Source organism: Parasphingorhabdus flavimaris, from assembly GCF_013371215.1.
Lineage (GTDB): Bacteria > Pseudomonadota > Alphaproteobacteria > Sphingomonadales > Sphingomonadaceae > Parasphingorhabdus > Parasphingorhabdus flavimaris.
This window is the reverse complement of record NZ_JABWMH010000003.1, coordinates 617,114-642,500: the sequence shown is the minus strand read 5'-3', so window position 1 is coordinate 642,500 and position 25,387 is coordinate 617,114. Positions and strand designations below refer to the sequence as shown.

The following is a 25,387-nucleotide window of genomic DNA, read 5'->3' as shown; positions in this document are numbered from 1 at the left end:
ACGAACCATTGGCGGGCGACAGCAGCTTCGGCAGTCGCGTAAGGAGCGCCGTTTTCTGGCGTTCCGGAACCCAGATCCTGTCCCAGATCATTACCTGGGGCTCGACGCTGGCGGTGATTCGTATCCTCAACCCGGAAGATTACGGCATTTTCGCAATGACCCAGGTTGTTCTGATCTTTTTGAGCTTCATGAACGGATATGGCCTGGCCAGCTCGATCATCCAGGCCGAGAAAGTCGAGACAATCCAGATTCGGCAGGCCTTTGGCATGCTGCTGCTGCTGAATGGCGGTATCGCCATTCTCCAGGTGGCCCTCGCCTCTGTGGCAGCCGACTATTTTCGCCAGCCGATTATCGCCGACCTGCTGAGGGTGCAGGCGCTGATCTTTCTGGCGACTCCGTTCATGGTTCTGCCGGAGGCGCTGTTGAGCCGGGATCTGCAATTCAAGAAACCGGCCATCATCAATCTGATCTCCGGAGTGACCGGCGCTGTCACCGCTCTCTATTTTGCCTATAATGGCCATGGCGTCTGGACTTTGATCTATGCACCGCTGGCGATATTCTGGACCAGAGCCATCTGTCTGGTGATAGCGGTCAAATTCTACATATTGCCGACATTCAACTTCAAGGGTGCCGGCCCCATGTTCGGCTTTGGCGCAACCCTGCTCGCCAGCCACTTGTTCTGGACCATCCAGAGCCAGTCCGACATATTCATCGCCGGCCGTTTTCTCGATCCGCACGAACTCGGCCTTTATGCCGAGGCCCTGTTCCTGACGACGATTTTCGCCGCGAAGTTTGTCCCGCCGCTGAACGAGGTGGCCTTCCCGGCCTATTCCCGGCTGCAATCCGATCCGCGGGCGCTGGCCTGGTCCTTTCTCAAGGCGATCCGGCTAATCATGCTGATCTCCTGCCCGCTCTATCTCGGAATGGCGGTCACCGCCTATCCGCTGGTCGAGACGTTATTCGGTCCCAAGTGGACCGAAATGTCTCCCTTTGTCGCGATACTGGCGCTGGCGATGCCGGTGATGACGCTGCAGATATTGTTCACGCCCGCCAATAATGCGCTTGGCCGCCCGCAGATTACCGCCCGCACCAATATGTTCGGCGCGTTCCTGATGCCGGCCACCTTCCTGATCGGCATCCAGTTCGGGATTTACGGCCTCGCCTGGGGCTGGGTCATCGCCTTCCCGTTACTGACGATATTCACTTACTCGCAATCCCATCGCCATATCGGCATAAACGGGTGGGAAATTGCCAAGGCCGTTTGGCCCGGCCTTTCTGCCTCGGTCGCGATGGCGGCCATCGTCTATCTCGCCGATCAAATGCTGCCGGTCATGATAGTCTATGCGCGATTGGCGCTATTGGTCGCAATTGGCGGCCTCGCCTATATTGCCCTGCTATATATATTGGCCAAGCCGACGCTGATCGAGGTGATCCAGCTGATCGTCCGCCGCAAGCCGCCGGAACCGGTGCTTGCGGAACTACAGCCGGAGGCTCGATAGAGCTTATGCGATCAGCATCGCCGTTTCTGTTCCTGACCGTTGTTCATGCCGACTGGATATAGTCCCGCATCGCCGCCGCCTCGCTTTCGATTTTATCGATGCGATATTTGACCAGATCGCCGATCGAGACAAAACCGACCAATTCGCCATCTTCGACCACCGGCAAGTGACGAATTCTTCTTTTGGTCATCAGCGACAGCGCGCCGATCGCGCTTTTTTTCCGGTCGACGGTGATAACATCGGCGGTCATCACGTCGCGCACCGCGTGGTCCATCGCGGCAGCGCCATATTGCCGGATGCAATGGAGGACATCACGCTCGGAGAATATGCCCACGATCGCGGCACCATCGAGCACCGGAAGGGCGCCGATGCGCTTCTCTGCCAGTATTTCTACAGCCTGCGAAACCGACATATCTGCAGTACAGCTATAAATTTCGCCGCTGCGTCCCTGCAAAATAGAATGAATCGTCATCGTGCCTCTCCTCCGCTTTGATTCTGTTTATTGCACCTCTATAACATATTTTTGAAAGTCATTGGGCTTGATGGTAACAGGATTAGCGTCCAATGCACTGAAAACCGACGGAGCGTCTTTTGCCTCAACCTTCCCGCCTTGATGACCCCCTTTACGCCAGCATGGCCTGGGCCCGATACTGGCGCCTGATGCGCGGCATGGCACTGTTCACGCTGATATGCACGGCAGCCACATTGTCGGTGCTATTCTATCTGCATGGCTGGGTCTCGATACATTTATACATCGCCACAGCCGGCGGCATAGCCTTTGCGCTGATGCTGACGGCGGCGCTGATGGGACTGGTGTTCCTGTCGAGCGGTACCGGACATGACGAGTCGATTGATGATCCGTTCTCACCGGATGGATTTGATGATGAGTGATGATGATCTGGCCGCATTGGCAAAGATGCAGCCGGTGCTGCGGGTCGCGCCGCAACCGCGTGATCTGAATAATAACGGCCATATTTTCGGTGGCTGGGTATTGTCACAAATGGACATCGCCGGCGGGATCATGGCGGCAAGAGTGGCGCGCGGATCGACCGCAACGGTCGCCATTGAGGCAATGGAATTTATCGCCCCGATCCTGACCCGCGACCTGATTTCGGTCTATGCCCGGGTCGAACGGATCGGGCGGACATCAGTCGCGATCCGGCTGGACGTTATCGCTTCACGGAATTTGGGAGAAGAACGCGTTCCGGTGACCAGCGGGCTGTTTACCTTCGTTGCTCTAGATGAGAACCATCACCCGAGATTGATACCCGAAGAATCAAAACAGAAATATCGCAAAGACTGATCGCTTTTTGGTCAGCGCAATTTGATTGCGTAGGAAAGTTTCGCTTCGTCATTGGCCGGAACCGTCACCCGCCAAGTCGGAACACCGTCAATCACCTCAACACCCCTGACCAGGCCCGAGATAATATGGGGGATTTCCATTTCAAACGTCACCGGGTGATCGCGGGCATTGGTCACCACCGCGCGCCAGCTTTGCTTGCGCCTGGACTGGCGTGTTGAAACCACCGACAATCGCACATCGGATGAACGGCCCACTTCGACCTCAATCTCGTTATTTAGTGCCCGATCGGGCAAAGCCCCTTCCCCCGCCAGCAGCGGTCCGGCGAAACTATTTTCAAACACCGCAACCCGCCCAGCCGGCAGCGGTACACCCAGTCCGTTTTCCGCATCATTCTTGCTGCGGAGAACATAACTGATCGCGGCGCTGCTCTCATTATAATTTCCGGCATTCGCCACATAGACACGTTCAAAGGTAACGTCTGGCTTGACGATCATAGCCACCTGTTTCTGGCCCTTGGCATTCACCATCACGCGCTCGGGAACCCGATATAGTTTGAGATCGCCAAGATCCTCCTGCTCCGCGACAACAACCGCTACCGGCGAGGCCATATCCATCATTTTTTCGCTACGCCGCGTCGCCGTGACCATGATCTCTGCTCCCTCGTCTTCATACATCATGGGAGCATAAGCCGGTGGTGGCGGCGGAGCGGAAATATATCCAGGATTATAGGGAACCTGATGTGTCCGTTGCATCGGCCAGCAGCGGATGATCAGCGCGCCTCCGGTGGGACGCACCTGATCGGTGCGCCGTTCGCGGTTGGGTTCTCCGGCGACCACCATCATGTTGGCATTTGCGAAACTCTGGTTGCCCCCATTGGCTACGGTCAGCCAGGCGAACAGATCCATCTTTGGCTTTTCCTGCACTTCGCGCTGCTTGACCGTCGCGATATAATCGGCCTGCCAGTCGAAGCCGGATGCCAGATAGGTCAGTGTCAATTTTGCCGTCACAGCCTGCGGTGAAGTGGTGAGGATCGACAGGGTCGGCTTGGCAGACAGACCTGCCGGGATTTCCGAAAAGGTCATCCGTTCCGGCAGGCCGGTGCAGCGGAGCGCCTCAAAGCCCTCATCGCTCTCGAAGATTACGCCGCCATCCGGCCCGGCGGTGATGAACACATCTTGCGTGCGCGAGACGCCAGTCGCCTTGTCGGCGCGGGTGATCGAGACTTCGCGTTTGAGATAGGCGTCCACCAAACCTTGTGGAGACAACAGCCGCGCATCGCGGTTCTTTTCCCGGACGCCTTGGGGCAATCCCGTAACCATCGCACTTTCCGGGAACATGCCTTCCGAAACGCCCTCGAAGCGCACCGTCGCGTCGCCGGCGGGCAGATGCACCGTGCGGGTTTCAGTAATCAGGGCATAGCCTTGCGGCCAATTGACATTGATAGCGCCATCCCCCCTTCCGGGAGCGCGGTAGATCGTGATCGACACGCTGCTAGCCTCCTCGGAAACCACAAGCTGCTGCGCGGCAAGCGGACCAGCCTGCGCGCAAAACGCCAATATCAGAAAGGGCAGAAGCCGGGAGACGGTCATGCCGCTCGCCCCCGATCAGTAACGGCTATCGAAAGTCGCGGTCACCGTCACGCTGCCATTGGCAGGCACGTTGAGTCGCCATTCCACCTTGTCGGCGGACACCCGCTCGCTGGCCTGGCTTTCCTGCTCGATGCGAACGTCTCCCCAGAGTCCGGACTGAGCGAGGTCGACCGTGACCGCTTCGGGCCGCGCATTGGTAACCTCGTAGCGCATCTTGCTCCGCCAGCGGCTCGACGAGCGGCGGGTGCGCTCCTCGACGACGGTCTTGACCTTTACGTCAAAGGCTTCGCCCGTGCGGATCGACATTGACGAACCCATGGGTGTCGCCTCGATCTGGCTCTCGCCGATAAATTGCGGATCGCCACGCTTGTCGCGCATATAGACCCGCATGATACCGGACGGCAGCTGGTCGCCCAGACCACCGGCGCGCGAGGTCGAGAATTTCAGCACCGAATTGGCGCTGGCAGCATCGCGGGTCCCCAGCCAACTGTTCGTGAACTCGTAGACCTTGCGCGCGGGCGCTGCCGTTACATCGAGAAAACTGACCTGCTTCTGCTGGGCATTCGCAATCGTGGTCCGTTCCGCTAGCGGATAGAGATAATAATCGCCCAGCCGCTCACGATCATTGGATTCGGTTCCGGCGCTGTCAATCGTACCGGTCGGCCATTGCGGATAGCTGTTCCGCCCTCCGCCACTGTTGGGACTTCCCGCAACTAAAAGGGTGTTGGCATTGCGATAATCGGTACCGCTATTATTGGTCAGCGTGATCCAGCCCTGGACGTCAATTGTCTGCTTGGCGTCGTCAAACAGGGTCACATAATCCGCCTTCCAGCCGAGCCCCGGGGTCAGGTAACTCAACGTCGTCGGCACCTGCCCTCCCGTCGACTCCAAAGTGATGGATAGCGTTGGACGCGCCCTCAGATTGGGTGGCACGCGATCAAAAATCACCCGCACCGGCAGACCGTCGTCGCGCAGCACTTCAATCGTATTACCGATTTTCATCACCACGCCGCCGTTGGCCGCGAGTATTTCCGCACGCACCCGGGTTTCTGCACCTGTTGCAGGATTGGTCCGGATCAGGGTCACCGTCTGCCCCACCGCTTTTTCCATCAGCTTGGCCGGGGTGAGCAGATCGAAATCGAAATTCTGTTCAACGATGCCGATGCCGGGACCGGAGAGCGTCACGGTTTCAGCACGGATTTGGGCGGAGACATCGGGGAATTGCTGCTTGCTGCGGCCCTTGGGCAAATTTAGACTGCGAATATCCTGCACCAGCGCCTGATTGTTATTGTAGATGGTAACCGAGACGGCACCTTGCGCAGATTCATCCGTCGACGACTGGCCAACAGCTTGCGTTGCAACGCTCGCCAACAAAAGTCCGGTGAACATGAAACGCCGCATTGTCTTTCTCCCCTATCGAGAATCGAAGCTAACCCCTTGGAAATGAACCTGAGCTAAACATGTTTTACTGCGAGCCAATATTCTCTGTCGGAGACAGCCAGCGCAGTCTCACCGCTCCACTCGGAATAGCAGCATTAAATTGCTCGGTCACCGTCACATTTCTGGCAGCCAGGGCCTGCTTGGCTACCGCCATATCTGCAAAACCCCCGCTCATGCTCAATGGCAGGTTCAAGCGCTCGGATGCCCAAATTATCAGATCGAGATTGCGAGCGGACGCTTCAGGCAGAGCGCCATCGCTGATCGTCAGCTCCGGCAGGGCAGCGGCTGGCGGCTGCAACTTTATCGTCCAGTTCTTTGCCCCTGCTCCGACCCGCTGTTCGAGCGCATAATAGGATGCAAGAGATGCGCCTGGCAGTGGTTTTGCAATCACCATGGCGCGGCGCCTGGTCGTATCGAGCGTGACATCATCCATCGGGACACCAGCAATCAGGGCGAGATTCTCTCTCAACCTCGTTACCTGGATCTCCGCCTGCTGAGCCTGCGCCTGGGCTCTCGCCGCAGCCAGTTCCGCAGATTGGGCGTCATCACCCGATTCCACCTTGAACTGGGTGATCTTCACCGCAATCAACTGGCCCAAGCTGCGGCTTATCACCCGCGCGCTCTGTTCATTTGCGCCAGCCAGTATCCTGGGCGTGAAAACCGTCGCATTGACGACAATGGGCTCTGCATCGAAATCAATTTCGATTTTCGAAACGCTGGCGCGGTCGCCGAACTGATCCTTGATATAGCCATTGGCTGATCGGGACACATTTGCTTCCCAGGCAATCTGCTTGAGCGAGAAGCCTAGTGGAATCGCAAGCGCGACAAACACGATGGTCATGATCGCCACCTGAACCTGTGACTGCCGTTCCGACAGCACAGAGCGGAAACCGTAAAGGCGCGCCATCCCGGTCGCCGTCAGCGCAATCGTCATCAAGTTGGTGAAAAACAGCAGTAGCGAACCGCCGAAAACCGACCAGTTGAAAGTCGCAAGGCCAAAGCCGACAACCGCGAGAGGTGGCATCAACGCCGTCGCGATTGCAACACCGACAATTGTACCCATCCGGCCCCGGATCATCGCGTAGGCACCGGCTAATGCGGAAAAGAGAGCGACGGCGAGATCAAACAGATTGGGTCGCGTACGGGCCGCAATCTCAGCGGTGACAGTCTGGATGGGCGACATGGTCACCACAAGTGCGGCAAACAATATGGAAATTATTGTTCCCAGCAAGATCGCCTTGCCACTTTCCTTCAGCCACACGGAATCGCCAACGGCGAGTGCGAAGCCGGCACCCATGATCGGCCCCATCAACGGTGAGAGAAGCATGGCGCCAATAACAACTGCCGGGGACGAGAGCAGCAACCCGAGGATAGCGATGCCCGCCGACATTGAGGTCATGAACGCGAAATGCGGGGTGAAGCCACTATCCTCACGCACTTTGTCGATCACCGTTTGCTGATCGACTCCGGCGCGCACGGCAAGCCGCCACCAGCGACGAAATAATCGAATGCTGCCGCTAATCGGGGCCAGAGGACTGGACGGCATTTTTGCCTTCGTTTTTTTTGCACCGACAGGATCAGCTTTATCGTTTGTCATAACAGTCTCTTAGCGTCCCGCTGCCAGCGCGAATAGAAAAACATGATCCCTGACGTAATTGAAAAATGAAGAATCTCGTCTTTTATCATGAAACCGTATCGCCTATATAAGTCACGGCGGCTATTTTGCCGAGCCAAGGAGCCCTTGCAGGAGCCAACCATGCCCCGTCCCGAAACCGATATCGAAGCCACGCGCATCAGAATCATGGATGCCGCTGACCGGATAATCCAGGAAAGAGGTGCGATCAGCTTCACCATGACCGACCTCGCGACGGCGGTCGGCATGTCGCCATCCAATCTTTATCGCTTTTTCGAGAGCAAGGATGCATTGGCGGAGGCAATGGCCGGAGAATGGTTCGCCGAGCTGCTTGTCATTATGGAGGGACTGGTATCCGCCGACATGCCGGTCGAAGAAAAACTCTATCAGTTTTTTGCCAAGCGCGTGGTGATCAAACGTGCGCGCTACGAAGAGGATCCGGAGCTTTTTGAATCCTATATGGAACTGGGTGACGAACATTTCGAAGTGATAAAGGGCTATGTCGATCTGGCCGATCATTACATGGCGTCAATCCTCGCCGAAGCGATGGAGAAAGGCTATTTCAAAGGGCTGGAACTTGATACTGTCGTATCACTGGTCAACACCATGGTGCAGCCGTTTTGCAATCCCCGGTTGATGATGCAGATGATGCACCTCGCTACCGAAGAGCGGCTGAGGATCGTGATCGGCACCATCTTGAACGGCATGCAGGCCAGAGAGCCGCAGGCCAGAGCAAAACCTGGACTGCATATCGCCAGCTAGGCGTCCTTCGCTAGCCATTGCTTCATCATCGCAGGCGGCGGGCTTGGGTTCAATTCCGTCTCGTCCAGCGCCGCCAACGCCCGGGCGCGATCTGCAGCGGTGAAGCTGCCGGTGGTCAGGCAGAATTCGACCATATTGCCATTGGGATCACGCGTGTAGACCGAGTGGCACCAATTGTGGTCGATCTCCAGCACGTCGAGTCCCGCAGCATTCCATTTTGCCCGCCAGCCGTTCAGTTCCTCAGCGGTGTTGACGGCAAAGCTGTAATGGTTGGTACCCTGTGGTGTTCCGGCAGCTTCGTTGAGGTCGAAGCTATATTCCCCTTCTCCCGGCGTATCCATCAATTCCCAAAAAGCGATGAACCGGCTGTCGTCACCGTCCATCCGGTAGAAAAAATGCTTGCCCCAGCCGCCACCCATCACCGGCGCGATCTCGACCTTGACCAGTTCGAAGCCCATCACGACTTCGTAAAATGTGTGGATCGCCTGCATGTCTTTCGCCGCGAGGGCGAGATGGTGGTAGCTCATTGGTTCGCTCCGTTCCGCTTGTCGACCATGCCCATGACATCGGCGGTGGTACCATCGGGAGCGGGCACTTCGACAACCCGTTCCGGTACGTCGTCGAACTCCAGCTTCAGCGCCCGGCTCATCACCGCGTGCATCATGTAGGTGCAGGTGATGTAGGTGAGTTCGAGTATCTCGACTTCGCCGAGATGTTTTTTCAGCGCCGCGAAGACGCCGTCGGGCACCCTGCCCCGCTCGAGCACAAGGCAATCAGCATAAGCCAGCACTGCGCGTTCGACGTCGCTGAAGCAGTCGGCGACCTGCCAGTTGGGAACGGCTTTGACCTGCTCTTCGGAAAAGCCTTCGAAGCGCATTGCCTTGCTGTGCTGGGAATAGACAAATTGTGAGCCCACTGCATAGCCGGCGCGAATCTGGCCGAGTTCGCGCAATTTGGGGTCGAGCTTGCGATCGGGAGAGCGGTAGAAACCGAAGCCCTCGCTGGTATGCCTGAAAGCATCGGGAACCTGGGCGAAGACGGTCCACCAGTTGCCCGGCGTGCCGGTTGCCGTTCCGGGCTCGGCCACCGGATCACGGTCGCCGAACAAAATATTATAGAGACCGAGAACATAGTCGTCGGTCACTTCGGACCGGGGTATTTCGCGCAGTCGGGGCATGGGTCTCTCTCCTATGCCCCGACTATGCACAATATAGCGTGGCGTTCTAGCCTTTCGCGAGATTCCGCAGCACATAATGCAGGATGCCGCCGTTGAGGAAATATTCCATTTCATTGGCGGTATCGATCCGGCAGATCGTCTTGAAGGTCGAGGTCGTGCCGTCGGCGCGGGTCATTTCGACTTCGACTTCCTGCAGTGGTTTCAATGTCGCAACGCCCTTGATCGTGAAGCTTTCCGAACCGTCGAGGCTGAGAATTTCGCGATCGGTGCCTTCGCCGAATTGCAATGGCAAAACGCCCATGCCGACGAGGTTCGAACGGTGGATCCGCTCGTAGCTTTCGACGATGACAGCGCGAACGCCGAGCAGATTGGTGCCCTTGGCCGCCCAGTCGCGGGAGGAGCCGGTGCCGTACTGCTCGCCACCGATAACAACCAATGGGGTGCCGTCGGCTTTGTGCTTCATTGCCGCGTCGTAGATTGGCATGACCTGGCCGTTATATTTTGTGTAACCGCCTTCTTTGCCGTCGGCCATTTCGTTTTTGATTCTGATGTTGGCGAAAGTGCCGCGCATCATGACTTCGTGGTTGCCGCGGCGGGAGCCGTATGAGTTGAAGTCGGCCTTGTTAACCTGATGATTTTTCAGATATTCTCCGGCAGGGCTGTCTTCCTTGATCGCGCCGGCTGGCGAGATGTGGTCGGTGGTAATGCTGTCACCCAGCAGCGCCAGGGTTTTCGCCTCGATGATGTCGCTGATCGGCTCCGGCGTCATCGTCATGCCGTCAAAATAGGGCGGGTTGGCAACATAGGTCGAGCCAGCGCGCCAATGATAGGTGTCGCCGCCGGTGACGTCGATCGCGCGCCACTGCTCGTCGCCGTCATAGACATTGGCATAGCGGCTCTCGAACATTTCGCGATTGACGAAGCTGTTGACCATGTCGGTCACTTCGGCGTTGGTCGGCCAAATATCCTTGAGGAACACGTCCTCGCCGTCCTTGCCCTGCCCGATCGGCGTTTCATACATATCCTGACGCACCGTGCCCTTCAGCGCATAAGCGACAACCAGCGGCGGCGAAGCGAGATAGTTGGCGCGGACGTCCTGCGACACCCGGCCCTCGAAATTGCGGTTGCCCGAGAGCACCGACGCGGCAACCAGATCATTTTCGTTGATCGCCTTGCTAATCGGCGCCGGCAATGGCCCCGAGTTACCGATACAGGTGGTGCAACCATAGCCGACCAGATTGAAGCCGAGATAGTTGAGATCCTCCGAAAGCCCCGCCTTGTCGAGATAGTCGGTAACCACCTGCGATCCCGGTGCCAGCGATGATTTGACCCAAGGCTTGCGCTGCAGACCGCGTTCCCGCGCCTTGCGCGCGACCAGACCGGCGGCGATCAGCACCGTCGGGTTGGAGGTGTTGGTGCAGCTGGTAATCGCGGCAATCGCGACATCGCCATGGGCAAAGCCCTGGTCGCTGCCGTCGACATCGACCCGCTTGCCGTCATCATCGACGCCAAAGACCTTCTTGAGATCGCGGTTGAACTCTTCGTCCAGCTCGGCCATCGACACGCGCTGCTGCGGCAATTTCGGTCCGGAGAGCGACGGCACCACGGTGCTGATGTCGAGTTCCAGCGTCTTGGTGTAGATCGCGTCCTTGGTGGTCTCGTCATAGCGCCAGAAGCCCTGCTCGCGAGCATAAGCTTCGGTCAGCGCGATATCCTGCGCGCTGCGGCCGGTCAGTTCGAGATATTCCAGCGTTTTTTCGTCGATCGGGAAATAGCCGCAGGTCGCGCCATATTCCGGCGCCATATTGGCGATGGTCGCGCGATCGGCGAGCGACAGTTCCTTCAGGCCGGGGCCGTAAAATTCGACGAAGCTGCCGACCACACCGACATGGCGCAGCATCTGCACGCAGGTCAGCACCAGATCGGTCGCGGTAATGCCCTCGGCCAGCTTGCCGGACAATTTGAATCCGACCACTTCGGGGATCAGCATCGATACCGGCTGGCCGAGCATCGCGGCTTCCGCCTCGATCCCGCCAACGCCCCAGCCGAGCACGCCGAGACCGTTGATCATCGTCGTGTGGCTGTCGGTGCCGACGCAGGTGTCGGGATAGGCAACCATATTGCCTTCGGCGTCCTTCGACGACCAGACCGCCTTGGCGATATTTTCCAGGTTCACCTGATGGCAGATGCCGGTTCCCGGCGGCACAACGGAGAAATTGTCAAACGCCTTCGAACCCCATTTCAGAAATTCGTAACGCTCCATATTGCGCTGATATTCCAGCTCGACATTATGTTCGAACGCTTGCGGCGTGCCGAATTCGTCGACCATCACCGAGTGATCGATGACCAGATGCACCGGCACCTGCGGGTTGATCTGCTCGGCATTGCCGCCCAGCGCCTTGATCCCGTCGCGCATCGCGGCGAGATCGACCACGGCGGGCACGCCGGTAAAATCCTGCATCAGCACGCGGGCCGGGCGATATTGAATTTCCGCCGGGCTTTTCGCTTCCTTCTGCCAGTCGACCACCGCCTGCGCGTCCTTCGCGTCGACGGTAAAGCCGCCATCCTCGAACCGCAGCATATTTTCCAGCAGCACTTTCAGCGTGTAGGGCAGCTTGTCGATATTGCCGAGCTTTTCCGCCGCTTTCGCGAGCGAGTAATAGCTATATTCGGTGCCGTTGACGGTCATCGTCGAGCGGGTGCCGAGTGAGTCTTTGCCGGTGGTGGTCATGGTGGAGTGTGGCCTTTCGTTACTATTATTTTGAAACCCACACTACGGGGAGTGCCTTGCCGGTTGGGGCCGTGGCGGAGGTGGGATTCGGATGTTCGGGAGCGCTTTAGCTGATGTGAGGGAGTTGGGGAAGGGGTGCTTTAAACTGAAAGAATTTCAGGAAGCATCTCTCTACTGATCTTTTCAGCGACTGATACTGGAACAAATCTTTTCCATTGATTATCACCTGCCCTTATCATTCTGCGAATTTCAGTTCCTGACGTCACTCTAATGTTGTCGGCGGGCGAGACATCCAGTTCAACGACCTTGTATCCTTGTAAATTTAAGCGTTTGATCTTTTCTCGATTCCATTCGTCAACAACGGTTGTGTAGCAAACACCTAAACGTGGAAAGAATTCCGAAATTTGCTTCGGTTTTTCAATCGGAAAAGGTATAAATGAAAAGCGATCCCTAGGAATATCGTTCTCTAACAAGCCTTCTATTAGCAGTGCTCGCCGATCAAAAAAACTAAACGGGTTTGCATCCGACGTCTCTCTTTTTTTATCATCATTTCTAGAAGTCGGACGAATAATTTGAGTTATGCCGATAAAAATATGATCCGCTCGCGCAAAAGCTTGCAAAACATAGTCAAGATGACCGTTGTGAAACGGCTGAAAACGCCCGTGTACCGAGCCAATTTTTATTTTATCCACTTTAGCTCAACCTTACCGCTGCCATCCCTAAAATGCCCAACAGACATTGGATCGTTTTGCGTACAGAATTCCGAATTCTTGAGTGCAAGAAATGGGCCTGCCGTCTCCTTTATCACTGCTAGATCACCAGCAATGTCGTCAATCACCCTGACATCATGACCATATTGCCCCACTTCATTCTGTAAACATTCCACCGGTATCCCCAACACCTCTGCATGGAACATGTGTTGAGGCTTCAACGCTATATCGATGTCCACGTTATAGTTATGGGCAAATGTCATTATCTGGCCCAGAAACGAATGCCCCGTGACATCTGTTACCACAGTAGAGTTTTCGGATACTCGGCTATATTCTGACATCCTATTTTTCATTACATCATAAGCGCCTCTATCATCTGGTATGCTCCCCAACTCCGCCAAATAGTGAACTTTGAAGGCTCCTAGAGGATTGCTGAGAAATAATTGCCCCTCTGTGCCTATTTCTGGCAAATCCGCTTTAGCTTGACGGCCAATGCAAGCGATAGTGACCGATGTAGGGCCGTAACCCACAGATGAATGGCATTTGCCGACATGAAAACCAAAATGCGATGCCACATCTAAGAATGCTTTCGTTGCGTTTTCACGGTCATTTGAACTTTCGGCATCAGGTCCAAATTCGAATGCTATCATTAGTTGCTCTGGGTCTGCACCACCCGCTACTATGTCATTTAGACCGTGCACAATCGCTATTGTAGCAAACTTGTTCCAACTTTCAGAACAGCGCGAAACTTTATCGATAGATTGGATTACAGATTTATCAGAGTTTAACCGAGAGAAGTCACGGCAACCAAATCCAAAATCAGAAGCGATCTCTGCTAGCCGTTCGTTTTCGTCGAACGGTAATTTTGCGGAACAGCCAAAATGCTGAGGATCAACTATCGACAAGAAAATTCTGCGCGCGTTGATCACTAACTTTTATGGCGGAGTCCGATTCCCACAAGCTATCGAAATATTGAAGCATCGATTTATAGAGCGCACTTTGCGATTTCCGACCTGACTTACGCACAATCATTTGAGGATTGTCGAGGCCTTCCGCTTTCGTCCAGTTAAGGAAACTGAATATACAAAGCTTCTTGTCCACCAACATTAGTCGGAATGCTGGCAAAGAGAATCGATTATCGAGATTGTAGAATCGCAATTCGTATTCAACACCGATACTTTCGCACTGGCTTGTGATCTCTCGTGCGCTCCCAATTACCTTTAGTTGATAACGCTTTTCATCTCTCCCATACTTATTAGCTAAAGATTCGAGAGTTTGGTTATCGGGCAAAGAAAGCAAAAACCTAGCTTTACCAGCGTTGCTCTTTATCCTCTTGAGCATGTTGACAAATTCTTCTTTGTGATCTGTTAGCTTCGCTCCTCCAATGCCAAGAAAGTCTACATCGGTTTGAATCATCGTAAGTGATTTAGCAGGCATAATGCCTTTTTCAGTGGTCGGAAAAACATTGATAATTCCTACTGCAGAAAAACTTGAGATCATTAAATTACATATAAATATCAAAAAGACTGAGACTGAGACTGAAGTTAAAATTAAATTGCGCTCGGTAAAATAGAAAATTATGAGGCCTAGAAATATTGATACTAAAATATAGCCATTTACTTTCCATCTGAGGCTAAACTTGTTTAAAAATATTGGAATTTTGATTTTTGATGCGGCGAAAATAAAAATTCCAGTTACCGCAATTGCGATTCCCTCATCGAACAATGCGACTAGTCTATTTGTCCAAAATTCACTCATGCGATTGATCCGACTGCTTCAAGTGTTGAATGCATTGGTTCGACCAAGTATCTTGCATTACTGAACTATCTTCAATTTCGTCCCAGTTTAAAAACTCCAAATTGGAATGATAGCCCGGTTCTCCGCTCGCAACGTTAGTGTCATCACCTATCTCGATAGCAAATACGATCCCCGCGTGTTGACGTTCGAACTTTGTTTTCTGCAAATAAAGAATGCCACAAAATGAGTGGTTCCGGATTGGATCACTGAATGTTAGTTCTTCGTATAATTCCCTGAAAATAAAATCCGTCATTATCTCAGGATCCTCCTGAAACAGTGTTGGATTGTCTTCTTCTTGGAGATGCCCGCCGAATATGATCGAGTGAGTCTCGTGGAGTCGGCTCTCGGGAGATTTTTTTGTTCGTTTGTAACTTAAAACTTCGTCTGATTTGAAGATAATGAAACTCGGAATTAGTTGGACAAACTTATCTGTTTTTTCCGCATCCAACCTGCGCATGGTCACAGAATGATGCATAATCGTTTTTAAAGAAACGGTGCGGAGATAGTGACCGGAATCTTGAGGCAAAAAAGGCAAGAATTCTGGCCTAGGAACAACCAAAATATTTTCTTCGAGCGGGTTTACTTTTCTCGGTTTAACAGTGAATTGTGGTACGTCTTCCCACTCTTTTAAAGCGTAAGAACCTCTCCCGGCCCTGACAAAAATAGAATCAGGGTTGCCTTTAATATCTGAAGCCAATCGAGCACCGACAGTTTTCCAAGGAGTCATTCCACCAATCAGATCAGGATATGACTCCTGAACAAGCGAAGCTATTTCCTTCCCTGACATCGGCCGGTTCACCTCAGACATTGACGTCTCTATCGCGCTCAGTAATGAAACTTTTTTTCGACCCCCAATATTCATGGATACTATACTAGGCAAAATACATTATTTGGCAATAGGCCCCTTTCTTTCCTCTCGCTCTGCCCACTCTTCCGCATGGGCAAGACAAACGGACTGCGCCCCGACCCCTTGCCTTTTCCTCTGGGATTACGGTGACAGTTTACTAAATGCACTAATTGCCGATCGGACAGGACTGTTCTGGGCGCTCGGCTTGATGGCCATGCCCCGCATGGCCAGTCGCCTGTGCGCCTACGCCGGTGAACAACTCGGCTAACCCACCACCGCCATCAGCTGCGACGGAAACGGCGCTTGCAGCGCCTGCGCATCATCGCCGGACAGCCAGCGGTCGTAATCTTCCGGCTGCAGGATCACCGGCATCGCCTTCGGGTGGATCGGCTTCACCAGCGGATTGGGTTCGCAGGTCAGGAAGGCGTAGCAAGGCCCCTCCTCCTGTTGCCGCCAGATACCGGCGAAGCAGGACACGGGCTGTTCGTTGACGCTGAACCAGACTTCCTCCCGGCCAGCGCCCGGCTTGGGCTCGGCAAACTGGTGAAAGGGGACCAGGCAGCGATGCTCGGCCTTGTTGATGACATTGCGGTAGAGCGGGCTTTGCAGGTTGCGGACATTGGTGGTGTTCATCTTTCGGGTGGTGCCGGGGCGCTTGCCCTTGCCGACCCACGGAAAGCCCCAGTGCATGGTCTCGGCGACTTTTGCGCCGTCCTCCACCCGCACAATCGCGCCCTGTCGCCCGGGCCAGACATCCTCTGCCGCGCCATCGAGCCGGAAATGGCTGACATAATCGGCCCAGCTCTCGATCGTATGAAGCGCGCCGGGGATATTGCGATAATGATTGCACATCGGGGGATTATGGCAGCGTGGCGACGTGGCGTCCAGCGGGTGAAATCCAACAGGCTTTCCTACAGGCCTGCGGTTCTGATATATATTCTTGCATGGCCAAAATAACGGGAAACAAGAATAGATCCGTTCGTGCTGAGCCTGTCGAAGCACAGGTGGAGCGCGCGCAAGGTCCTTCGACAGGCTCAGGACGAACGGCGGAAAAGAACCCCTCCAAACCCGACCAGCCCAAAAAACCCCGCGCGCCGCGCCATGACGGCTGGACCCCGGCGACCCGTGCCGTGTTTCTGGCGACGTTGCGCAAGGCGGGCTGTGTGCGCGATGCCTGCCGGGTGGCGGCGATGTCGAGCACGTCGGCCTACCGGCTGCGGCGGCAGGATGCGGAATTTGCGGGGCGCTGGAAAGCGGCGCAGGCCAGCGCGCGCACCGGGCTTATCGCGGTGGCGCACGAGCGCGCGGTGGTCGGGCGGGAGACCGTGATCATCCGGGCGGGCAAGGAGGTCGAGCGGCGGGTGACGCCGTCGGACTCGCTGCTGGCGCTGCTGATCAAGCAGGGCAATCTGACCGAGCAGGACGCGGACCGGCTGATCACCTGGGAGGAATGGCAGGACGGAATCGTCTTTGACGAGCAGGGCAACAAGGTCAGCAGCGCCGAAGAGGCGGCGGCGGTGCGGGCGTCGCTCGACAGGAAACTGGCCGATATGCGGGTAAAATTGCAGGCGCGGCGGGCGCGGGAGGAGCAGGCGCTGCGGGAACGCGAGGCGCGGGTTGCGGCGCTGGAGGCGAAATATGGCGAGGGGTGACGGGTGCGGGATATTCTCGTCATCCTGAACTCGTTTCAGGACCCCCACCGGCACAGCGCAATCTCACGAGGTCCTGAAACGAGTTCAGGATGACGATTGGGGGGAAGCGGCGTGCGCGCCCTCTGCCCCGCCCCTAGATGCCGCCGTCGGTAACCTCGTAACCGGCAGCCTCCAGCCCCGCCTTGAGCGCCACGCGGCAAGTCTCCAGATCATGCGGCTCGGTCGAGCGGACGACGAAATTGGCGCCGACGGTGCCGTTGCGGAAGAAGGGATAGCTGCCGATGACGCAGCTTTCGTGCGCCTTTTCCGCGTCGCGGAGGACGCCGGCGATCTCGCTTTCCGGGGCCCAGGCGCCGAGCGTGACGCTGAGCAGGGGCGCGCCGCCCTCGAGCGTGCCGGTGAGCGCGTCGAGCATGCCGGCGGTGATGTGCGGGACGCCAGCCATCAGGAACATATTCTCGATGCGGATGCCCGGCGCGCCGGACATGCGGTTCTCGATCAGCTCGGCGCCTTGCGGCACGCGGGCCATGCGCAGCCGGCCTTCGTTGAGGCCGCCGCGGGTCTCGTAATATTTCTCGAGGATCGCGCGGGCGGTCGGGTGGATCACGACCTCGACGCCGAGCGCCGCGGCGACCGCGTCGACGGTGATGTCGTCGTGGGTCGGGCCGATGCCGCCGGTGGTGAAGAGATAGTCGTTGCGGGCGCGCAATATGTTCACCGCCTCGGCGATCAGCGCCATGTCGTCGGCGACCACGCGGACCTCGGCGAGGCGGATGCCCTGGACGTTGAGCCAGCTGGCGATCTGCGCGATATTCTTGTCCTGCGTGCGGCCGGAGAGGATTTCATCGCCGATCACGATCAGCGCGGCGGTCCAGATTTTTTCTTGTGTCATGCCGCTGCTATAGAGCGATGCCGGGCGCTTTGGGAATATGTTATTTGGTGCCGCTTGTCGCTGGCGTCCGATAGTCGGACAGCGGCGGCTGGGCGATCTCGGCGAGCGGGACGCGGAGCCATTGCGGTTCGCTGCCCAGCCGCGCGTTGAAGCGGGTGTTGAAGCTGAACGGATCGGGCGTGACAGAGAACAGGTCGGGGCCGTAGAGCGGGGCGATGTCGCGGGGGGCGTAGCCCATCAGGCCGAGCATGGTCGGGAAGAGGCGATAGTGGGACAGGCGGTCCCTGCCCGCCGCCGCGGCCCGGGTCCAGCGCGCGGCCTTTTCCCCGTCACCGTCGCTCTCGCCGCCGATCACCACCAGCGGCACCACGCCTTCCTCGATCTGCGGCGCGGGGGTGCAATGGGTCGCCTCGCCACCACCGCCGCGCTCGTGGAAGCTCTGGCCATGGTCGGCGGTGTAGAGGATCGTCGCGTCGCCGATTGCCGGCCCGGCCCGATCGAACAGCCGGTCGAAAAAGCCGCCGACGCTCCAGACCAGGGTGTTGCGGTAGCTGTTGCGGTAGAGCCGCCAGTTGGCGGCGCGCCCGTCCATGCCGTCGCGGGTCGCCATGTCGGTGACATCGGCGAAGCGGCCGCGCTTGAGCATCGGCTGGTAGCGGGCGTGGCTGAGCGGGAACTTGTCGCTGACCGGGAAATGGCCGCCGACCTTGTTGACCAGGACCAGCTGCGGCTTGCCGTCAGCCAGATAGGTGGCGAGCCGGTCGGCCACGGCATGATCGCGGTTCACCACCGGCACATCGGTAAACTGGTGCCAGTGATCGATCTGCGCGCGTTCGGCACCGTCCATCCGGTTCTGGTAGCGGCCGCCGGTGCGCTGGGCATCGAGATAGACTGTGCCGAGACCCGCGGAATGCGCATAAGCCCAGATCGACGGACCGGTGCGGACCGTTTGGCGATAATTGTCCCGCGTCCCGCCAAAGCGCAGCACGACATTGCTGCCGACGCTGCAATGGGTGACCGATGTCGCCAGCCCGAAATTGTGGATCGGCGGCCTGCCCGCTGCCCCGTCCGCGCCGAGACCGGAATAGACGCCGCTCGCGCTGTTGATATCGAGATAGGCGCCGGCGATGCTTTCGTCGATGATCAGCACGATGTCGGAACGGCGTGGCGTCGCGGCGGGTTTCAGCGCCACCTGCTGCCGCGGCCCGCTTTCGCTGGTCGCCCGGTCATAGACGTGGAGCAAAGCGAGGCTGGTGCCGCTGTGCGAAGACGGCAGGCCGCTGCCCCCCTCCCCGCCGCGAAAGAATAAAAGCACCGACAGACCAAGCAGGATCGGCAGCGCCGCCCATCGCGCGCCCCGCGCCCACAGCCCGCCACCTTCAGACGGCTTCAGACCGACCGCCAGCAACAGCAGCAACGCCTTGCCCCCCGCCAGCAGCAGTGCCCCGCCCTGCTGCGCCATCGCGCTGCCGATATCGCCGGCGCTCTCGACCATCGTGACGAAGCTCTCGTAATCCATGAAATCGCCGACCGCCCATTGATAGCCGTCGACCAGCAGCGACCCCGCCGCCAGCAACGCGGCCAGCGGCCAGCGCAGCCAGCCGCTCCTGATCAGGGCAAAGCCCGCGAGGCTGATCGCGCAGAGCAGCCACAGGCCGGCAAAGGCGACCAGCCCCGCCGGCTGGATCTCGGGCGTTGCCAGCATCGCCAGCCGGTGCCAGATTTCCCCGGCGCCGAGCAGCAGGCTGAGCCCCAGCAGCATATATTTCAGGCGATTTTGCATCAGGTCTCGGGAATCCGCTTCCGTTTCTCAGGCGAAGGCCTAGCGGGTGCGGGTTAATATCCGGCAAAAATCACCGATATTTCGGGTCTCGCCAAACGCCCGCGCGATGCCTATATAGGCCGTATGACAGACTATATGACCGTAGAAGACACCACCCCGCAATCCCGCACCGGCGCGATCAAGCTGCACGGGCCGGAAGGTTTTGAAGGCATGCGCAAGGCCGGACGCCTCGCCGCCGATATCCTCGACAGCCTGGTCCCGCACGTCGTACCCGGCGTCACCACCGGCGCGCTCGACGACATGGTCCGGCAACAGGCTTTTGCCGCCGGCGCGGTCCCGGCGACGCTCGGCTATCGCGGCTTCACCCACAGTTGCTGCACCTCGATCAACCATGTCGTCTGCCACGGTATCCCCGGCGACAAGAAGCTGGCCGAGGGCGATATCGTCAATATCGACGTCACCGTGATCGTCGACGGCTGGCACGGCGATACCAGCCGCATGTATCTGGTCGGCAAGACCCCGATCAAGGCGAGCAAGCTGGTCCAGGTCACCTATGAATGCATGATGCTCGGCATCGAGCAGGCCAAGCCGGGCAACCGGATGGGCGATGTCGCACACGCGATCCAGAGCCACGCCGAGGCCCACCGCTATTCGGTGGTCCGCGATTTCTGTGGCCACGGGCTCGGCCAGATGTTCCACGACGCCCCCGAAGTCGTCCACGCCGGCCGCCCCGGCACCGGCCCGGAGCTGCGCCCCGGCATGTTCTTCACCATCGAGCCGATGATCAATATCGGCAAATATGCCTGCAAGATGCTCGACGACGGCTGGACCGCGGTCACCCGCGACCGCTCGCTAACCGCGCAGTTCGAGCATAGTATCGGGATTACCGAAGACGGGAACGAGATTTTTACGAAGAGTGCGGCCGGGCTGGATTGTCCGCCTTATTGAGTTTTTGTGGTCGCACCACTCGCGCGCGGGATTGGTTGCGTTGAACGAAGGCGGTTGCATCCTTGATGCCGGCGATGATGCCGGTGAAGTCTTTATCTTTCAATTTCCCGCTCCTCCTTAAGTCTTGCCAACTCGGCTTGAAAGCCGTTTTCTGTTCTCGAGCTGGCCTGTCCTCATACTCCGCTATACGCTCGATGAATAGCGCAGACTGGTCAGAAACTTCTCCTCAAACAAGTAAAGATCCCCTCGCGCTCTGGAGCAAGCTACATAGAGCTTGTTTCGGGTCTCATTAGGTAACTGATCCACTGTTCCGCGCGAGACGTGTTTGAAAGTGCCGGGGTTCAGAGCTACGCAAACATCTTGATAAGAGTTTAGTCCTTTGCTGCGACCCCAATTATTCGCATGACAATCAAATTTGCGATAATTTCGAAGAAATAAAGTCACGTTTCCTGGGGCGCGAGCTAGGTTCAACGCTGTTTCCGCATCATCAACGAACTGAACGGTACTATCTTCCGTTCGGTGACTAATGATCGGAATACCAACCACATTCGTGATAAAATCACATACCGAGGGACTACATCTATAGGTCTTGTCGAGCGACTTCGTGTCAATGTCGATATTAACCCTGCGGAATTCGTTTAAATACGCTTCTACACCCTTTTTATGGAGGTTCTTTTTAACCTGCCCATCACGGCTAGTATCAAACGTATGCTGGAAAAAGTCGCCGACAAGCATGATTTCAAGATCAGCATCTGTAAGCGCAAGCAGAAGGTTAAAGTCGTTGGCAGCAAAATCTTGGACTTCATCAACGAAAAAACAATCGAAATGCCGCGCGAGTCGGGCGTTTATGTCGTTGACTGCATCAAATTCGGAAATCAACTTGGCGGCACGATTTGCATAGATATATCCAGCTCCATTCATGTAATGGCGGTCGTCGTTTTTTCTCCATGAAGGAAACCTCGGCGGTGCTTTCCACGTGAAAGATCTGTCTCTCAACTCGTAAGAAAAATAGGGACGGACGCAGAAACGATAAAGGAATGAAAAGTAAGTTACGACCGTCACATGTTTCGGCAAATGACCAAATTTGTGAACGATACCAGCTTCCAGGCTGCGACGGTTTTCGTGGGTGTAGGTAATGATCAACGACCGTTGATTATCATCGATAGCATCGAGAATTTTCGTCGTTTTTCCGGATCCAGCAACGGCAAAAATTAGCTGTTTAGCCATGTGATCGCGTTCTTGATGTATTCAGGGCATGTGAGTTTGTCGCCCAGATTGGAGGCCAACTGATAAGCCACTTCAGCCTTGTCCGACAGCATATAGTCTTGAACAGAAAGTGTTTTCCGGCCTTTCTCAAATAGTTCATCACATAACGCAGAATTGTCTTCATATAGGCAGATTTCAAAGGTACTTCGCTGATTGTTGTTGTCAGCAAATATTTCGATGTTTTCCGAACCAGCGAATGCCTTATACCGATCAACGCAGGTGTGCTGCCAGTCACCGTCATTGTCGGTCACGACAGCAGTCTTAATGCCCAGAAACTGAGCTATCTCAAGAAACCTTGGGAAGCTCAGACCCCCAACTGAAATCACGCTGACTCCTGACCCCGAGAGCGGTCCGCCGGTCACAGACTGAAAAAAGGTCTCAATCAACATATATTCGGCATGCCCTTCAACCAGCAGGCATTTCTTAGCCAACGCGAATTCCAGTACTGCGCTGTTCGGTGCCTTCATAAAGAACTTGGCTGTTGTTTCTGACAGCCTATCAAGCTTGATCGGATCGGCATACAGGTCTCCAAGGAAAACTGCGCGCCGAAGATCAAGTCGCGAGCATATGAGAGAACTGTGTGTGGCCACGAAGACTTGAGATTGGCTGGCGTCGCCGATAATCTTGACCAATTCCTTCATTCGCTCATGACTCAAATGGTTTTCCGGTTCCTCAAGCAGGACCACATCGATCTTGGTTTGCTTGGAAAGCGCAAATTCGGTCCGGATGAAGCATTGTGCACCCATTCCCATGTTTTCGATATCAACGCCTGCAGCTGCGATAGTGAGGTCGGTCTCGAGGTTTGCTTTTGAATTACTCTTCACAGCGAAAGCGTAATCCCCTTCTATGCGTTTATTTAACTCCTCGAACTGCTCTTTTGAAAATATCGCTTTCGATTGTCGATACTCGTATTTTAGACGCTGTTTCTCATTTTCTACGGTATACTCATCGTACATCTTACGCACATAAGCCCGCGAAGCATGTTCATTGCTAATCTGAGTATTGTCTATCAAGAGATGATTGATCGGCTTGTTGTACGGAGTGATCGGACTACCGCTAAATCCTTTGATCTCAATCATATAGTATTCGAATGGGAATGTTGGATCGGCCGCTGAAATCAGTTGCGTGATAATTTCGTGCAGATCATCTCTCGGCCGACAACGTAGGTAAATGCCAAATGCGTCGGTATGCTCAAGGTTAGCTTGGCCATCGAACTCTTCTTGACTGCAACCGCCGAGATATATGTCGATTTCCATTTCTGGTAAATCTTCGAACTTGCGTTGGTCTTTGGCCAAAAACTCTGCGACGGCTTGCTGATTGAGTAACCTGTCCAGACCAATAGACTCTACTCGATAGGGATTTGCACCGAGAACCAATTCTACCGCTAGCAAAATCGAGCTCTTACCGGTTTCATTATCTCCAACAAAGATGTTCAACCCACTGTCGAGGCTTTGAACCTTTCGATCTCTAAATCCCTTAAAATTTTTTAGATGGATTTTCTCGATGTATTGATCTGGCATAGCAAAAGAATAACAGACAACTGTATAATATCTATCCTAATATCGAGAATAAGCGGTCAAATATGGAATTACGGCGACAGTGCACCATTAACTTCATCATGGTGATCCCTAGAAAAAGTGCACCGCCACCATGATCCTAAAACTGCCGCTCAAAATCCATGCTGTGGTGTAGCACCCGCACGATCAGCAGCCCCTCCCCTTCAACCCTGAAAAACACAACATGCGCCTGCTGACGGATGCGCCGCAAACCCGGGGCAACTTCTTCGGCGCTGCGGCCGAGCTGCGGGTTGGCGAGCAGGGACCGGAAACAGGCCTGCAGCTGGTCGCGATAGCGCCGGGCCTGATCGATGCCGATTACGGTGACAGACTATCCAATGCACCAAATCCACACCGTCTGCGTTCACCCGCGCCCGGCATTCTGCCCCCATTCCCCGATCCGCCGGGAAAACTAGTCGCGCGCTGGATGGGCTATCGGGTCAGCGACGGCGGGATCTGTCCCGGTGGCCGCTGGTATATCGAGGGCGCCGATCTGGCGGGTCGGATATTTAACCACCAGCAAGATCAACACCGACAAAATATGCACGCCGATCAGAAACATCAGCATGGCCTTTGGTTCGGAGAGCATCGCGATCGATCCGATCAAAATGCCGGCCAGGCTGATGCCCATATTGGAAAAGGCCATGAAGATCGAAAACTGGGTCGCCGCGATCGCCGGCGGGCTGAGCCGCATGTTGATGACGACTTCGCTGATGGCGCCGAAAAAATGCAGCACGGTCCAGCCGAGCACAAAAATGATCAGGACCCGCGGATCGCTCCAGCTGTCGGCCACCCATATCATCCACCCGGTGAGCGCGATAAACGCACAGCGTGATATCCAGAACGCGCGCTGGGCGCCCAGCTTGCCGACCGCGAACCCGCCGATGGCGATGGTGGCAACGCCCGCGACCAGCTGTGCGGTGCCGTTGAGGGATCCCAGCTGATCTTCCGCCCAGCCGGTCTCGCCGGTGGCGATCATCGGCACGGCGATCAGGCATATTCCGTATGTCAGGCCGACGCTGACCAGTATCGGGAAATAGCTGAGGCTTTGCCGCGAAAACGTGTTGCGCAGCGCGCCTTTCAGCAATGGCAGCCAGTGATCGGCCTGGGCCAGAATATTCACTTGCTGGGCCTCGCCGCGGGACCAGGGAAGGCGGCGCTCGCCCACACGTTCCCGCACCCAAATGACATGTACGGTGACCAGAACGACGAGCAGCGCGCAGGCGATATAGGCCGCACTCGCGCCAAAGGCATAGACCATGGTGCCCGTCAGGCCCGCCGATACGGCGATACCGATGACCTGACCGCCCGATGCCAGCGCCCCGCCCATCGATCGTTCCTCCTCGGGGAGAATGTCCACGGTCAGGCCGTCGACCGCGACATCCTGAAACACCGTGGCCGTATTGACCGCCAGGGCAACGAGGCCGAGAATGAGTACATCACGCGGTCCTGGACTGATGATCGCGAAAATTGCCAGCAGCGCGATCATGACGATTTGCGCACCGATGATCCAGATTCTTCGACGCCCCATGGCGAGCAGCGTGTAACGGTCCATCATGAACCCGGCGATGAACTTGAAACTCCAGGGTATCCCGGTCATCGCCACCACGAACGCGATATCCCGGGCGGAAGCGCCGCTGACTGCCATCCACGCCGGTATGGTGAAATCGAACAGGCCAAGCGGAATGCCTTGCCCGGCATAGAGCAGGAATATTGTGAACAGGCGCAGGTTTCTGTTTTCGGCCAGAAATACGGGCTGGCTCGAAGGCCCCGCCAGAGAAGCTGATTCCAAGATATATCCC

24 protein-coding genes (1 of these 24 only partly in view) are annotated in these 25,387 nt (G+C 56.3%); 6 read left to right on the top strand and 18 right to left on the bottom strand.

Annotated elements, in window-relative coordinates:
• Positions 1-1,499 carry the 3' portion of a lipopolysaccharide biosynthesis protein gene (locus HUO14_RS11965; RefSeq protein ID WP_176280044.1) on the top strand. The gene continues 13 nt to the left of window position 1, outside the view, so only the last 1,499 of its 1,512 coding nucleotides appear in the window; the start codon falls outside the window, past its left edge; it ends in the stop codon at positions 1,497-1,499.
• Between the two features lie 43 nt (positions 1,500-1,542).
• On the opposite strand, the gene HUO14_RS11960 is transcribed toward HUO14_RS11965, so the two are convergent.
• Entirely contained in the window at positions 1,543-1,971 is a 429-nt protein-coding gene (locus HUO14_RS11960; RefSeq protein ID WP_176280043.1) for a CBS domain-containing protein, read from the bottom strand.
• Between the two features lie 119 nt (positions 1,972-2,090).
• On the opposite strand from HUO14_RS11960, the gene HUO14_RS11955 reads away from it, so the two are divergent.
• On the top strand, positions 2,091-2,390 hold the full coding sequence (locus tag HUO14_RS11955; RefSeq protein WP_176280042.1) for a hypothetical protein: 300 nt from the start codon (positions 2,091-2,093) through the stop codon (positions 2,388-2,390).
• On the top strand, positions 2,380-2,802 hold the full coding sequence (locus HUO14_RS11950; RefSeq protein WP_246255540.1) for an acyl-CoA thioesterase: 423 nt from the start codon (positions 2,380-2,382) through the stop codon (positions 2,800-2,802). Before HUO14_RS11955 ends, HUO14_RS11950 begins: the two co-directional genes overlap by 11 nt.
• 11 nt (positions 2,803-2,813) lie before the next feature.
• On the opposite strand, the gene HUO14_RS11945 is transcribed toward HUO14_RS11950, so the two are convergent.
• The 3 genes from HUO14_RS11945 to HUO14_RS11935 form a co-directional block, all read right to left on the bottom strand.
• On the bottom strand, positions 2,814-4,391 hold the full coding sequence (locus HUO14_RS11945) for a DUF4139 domain-containing protein (RefSeq protein WP_246255539.1): 1,578 nt from the start codon (positions 4,389-4,391) through the stop codon (positions 2,814-2,816).
• 15 nt (positions 4,392-4,406) lie between these two features.
• The gene (locus HUO14_RS11940) at positions 4,407-5,792 is read right to left on the bottom strand and encodes a DUF4139 domain-containing protein (RefSeq protein ID WP_176280041.1); all 1,386 of its coding nucleotides are present in this window, start codon (positions 5,790-5,792) and stop codon (positions 4,407-4,409) included.
• 64 nt (positions 5,793-5,856) lie between these two features.
• Positions 5,857-7,428 (bottom strand): DUF389 domain-containing protein, encoded by a 1,572-nt coding sequence (locus HUO14_RS11935; RefSeq protein ID WP_246255537.1) that lies wholly within the window; start codon positions 7,426-7,428, stop codon positions 5,857-5,859.
• 159 nt (positions 7,429-7,587) lie between these two features.
• Here HUO14_RS11935 and HUO14_RS11930 point away from each other — a divergent pair, with 159 nt between their 5' ends.
• Positions 7,588-8,226 (top strand): TetR/AcrR family transcriptional regulator, encoded by a 639-nt coding sequence (locus HUO14_RS11930; RefSeq protein WP_176280040.1) that lies wholly within the window; start codon positions 7,588-7,590, stop codon positions 8,224-8,226.
• Here the strand turns inward: HUO14_RS11930 and HUO14_RS11925 are convergent.
• The 8 genes from HUO14_RS11925 to HUO14_RS11890 form a co-directional block, all read right to left on the bottom strand.
• Entirely contained in the window at positions 8,223-8,753 is a 531-nt protein-coding gene (locus HUO14_RS11925; protein ID WP_176280039.1) for a VOC family protein, read from the bottom strand. The two genes, HUO14_RS11930 and HUO14_RS11925, sit on opposite strands and share 4 nt — an antisense overlap.
• Positions 8,750-9,403: a carboxymuconolactone decarboxylase family protein gene (locus tag HUO14_RS11920; RefSeq protein ID WP_176280038.1), complete on the bottom strand. Its 654-nt coding sequence runs from the start codon at positions 9,401-9,403 to the stop codon at positions 8,750-8,752. The genes HUO14_RS11925 and HUO14_RS11920 overlap by 4 nt, the downstream gene beginning before the upstream one ends.
• A 46-nt stretch (positions 9,404-9,449) precedes the next feature.
• The gene (acnA, locus tag HUO14_RS11915; protein ID WP_176280037.1) at positions 9,450-12,134 is read right to left on the bottom strand and encodes an aconitate hydratase AcnA; all 2,685 of its coding nucleotides are present in this window, start codon (positions 12,132-12,134) and stop codon (positions 9,450-9,452) included.
• 140 nt (positions 12,135-12,274) lie between these two features.
• Entirely contained in the window at positions 12,275-12,826 is a 552-nt protein-coding gene (locus tag HUO14_RS11910; RefSeq protein WP_176280036.1) for an adenylyltransferase/cytidyltransferase family protein, read from the bottom strand.
• Positions 12,814-13,749, bottom strand: coding sequence for an AIR synthase related protein (locus tag HUO14_RS11905; RefSeq protein WP_176280035.1), 936 nt, complete (start codon positions 13,747-13,749; stop codon positions 12,814-12,816). The genes HUO14_RS11910 and HUO14_RS11905 overlap by 13 nt, the downstream gene beginning before the upstream one ends.
• Entirely contained in the window at positions 13,736-14,602 is an 867-nt protein-coding gene (locus HUO14_RS11900; RefSeq protein ID WP_176280034.1) for a hypothetical protein, read from the bottom strand. The genes HUO14_RS11905 and HUO14_RS11900 overlap by 14 nt, the downstream gene beginning before the upstream one ends.
• Positions 14,595-15,449 (bottom strand): HTH domain-containing protein, encoded by an 855-nt coding sequence (locus tag HUO14_RS11895; protein ID WP_176280033.1) that lies wholly within the window; start codon positions 15,447-15,449, stop codon positions 14,595-14,597. The genes HUO14_RS11900 and HUO14_RS11895 overlap by 8 nt, the downstream gene beginning before the upstream one ends.
• 303 nt (positions 15,450-15,752) lie before the next feature.
• Positions 15,753-16,340 carry an SOS response-associated peptidase gene (locus HUO14_RS11890; RefSeq protein WP_176280032.1) on the bottom strand — a complete coding sequence of 196 codons (588 nt, stop codon included), beginning with the start codon at positions 16,338-16,340 and terminating at the stop codon, positions 15,753-15,755.
• Between the two features lie 92 nt (positions 16,341-16,432).
• Here HUO14_RS11890 and HUO14_RS11885 point away from each other — a divergent pair, with 92 nt between their 5' ends.
• The gene (locus tag HUO14_RS11885) at positions 16,433-17,140 is read left to right on the top strand and encodes a hypothetical protein (RefSeq protein WP_176280031.1); all 708 of its coding nucleotides are present in this window, start codon (positions 16,433-16,435) and stop codon (positions 17,138-17,140) included.
• Between the two features lie 133 nt (positions 17,141-17,273).
• Here HUO14_RS11885 and HUO14_RS11880 read toward each other — a convergent pair whose 3' ends face one another.
• Both HUO14_RS11880 and HUO14_RS11875 read right to left on the bottom strand, forming a co-directional pair.
• Entirely contained in the window at positions 17,274-18,032 is a 759-nt protein-coding gene (locus HUO14_RS11880; protein WP_176280030.1) for a competence/damage-inducible protein A, read from the bottom strand.
• A gap of 40 nt (positions 18,033-18,072) precedes the next feature.
• A complete protein-coding gene (locus tag HUO14_RS11875; protein WP_176280029.1) occupies positions 18,073-19,815 on the bottom strand; it encodes a sulfatase-like hydrolase/transferase in 1,743 nt (580 codons plus the stop codon).
• A 123-nt stretch (positions 19,816-19,938) separates the two neighbouring features.
• Between HUO14_RS11875 and map the strand changes: the two genes are divergently transcribed.
• Entirely contained in the window at positions 19,939-20,763 is an 825-nt protein-coding gene (gene map, locus HUO14_RS11870; RefSeq protein ID WP_176280028.1) for a type I methionyl aminopeptidase, read from the top strand.
• Between the two features lie 183 nt (positions 20,764-20,946).
• Here the strand turns inward: map and HUO14_RS11865 are convergent, their stop codons facing one another.
• The 4 genes from HUO14_RS11865 to HUO14_RS11850 form a co-directional block, all read right to left on the bottom strand.
• A complete protein-coding gene (locus HUO14_RS11865) occupies positions 20,947-21,990 on the bottom strand; it encodes an AAA family ATPase (RefSeq protein ID WP_176280027.1) in 1,044 nt (347 codons plus the stop codon).
• Complete coding sequence (locus HUO14_RS11860) at positions 21,975-23,549, bottom strand: ATP-dependent nuclease (protein ID WP_176280026.1); 1,575 nt, start codon at positions 23,547-23,549, stop codon at positions 21,975-21,977. Before HUO14_RS11860 ends, HUO14_RS11865 begins: the two co-directional genes overlap by 16 nt.
• Positions 23,550-23,685: 136 nt before the next feature.
• Complete coding sequence (locus HUO14_RS16545) at positions 23,686-23,898, bottom strand: type II toxin-antitoxin system RelE/ParE family toxin (protein ID WP_425500487.1); 213 nt, start codon at positions 23,896-23,898, stop codon at positions 23,686-23,688.
• A gap of 99 nt (positions 23,899-23,997) precedes the next feature.
• Positions 23,998-25,377, bottom strand: coding sequence for an MFS transporter (locus tag HUO14_RS11850; RefSeq protein WP_176280025.1), 1,380 nt, complete (start codon positions 25,375-25,377; stop codon positions 23,998-24,000).
• Positions 25,378-25,387: the final 10 nt, after the last annotated feature.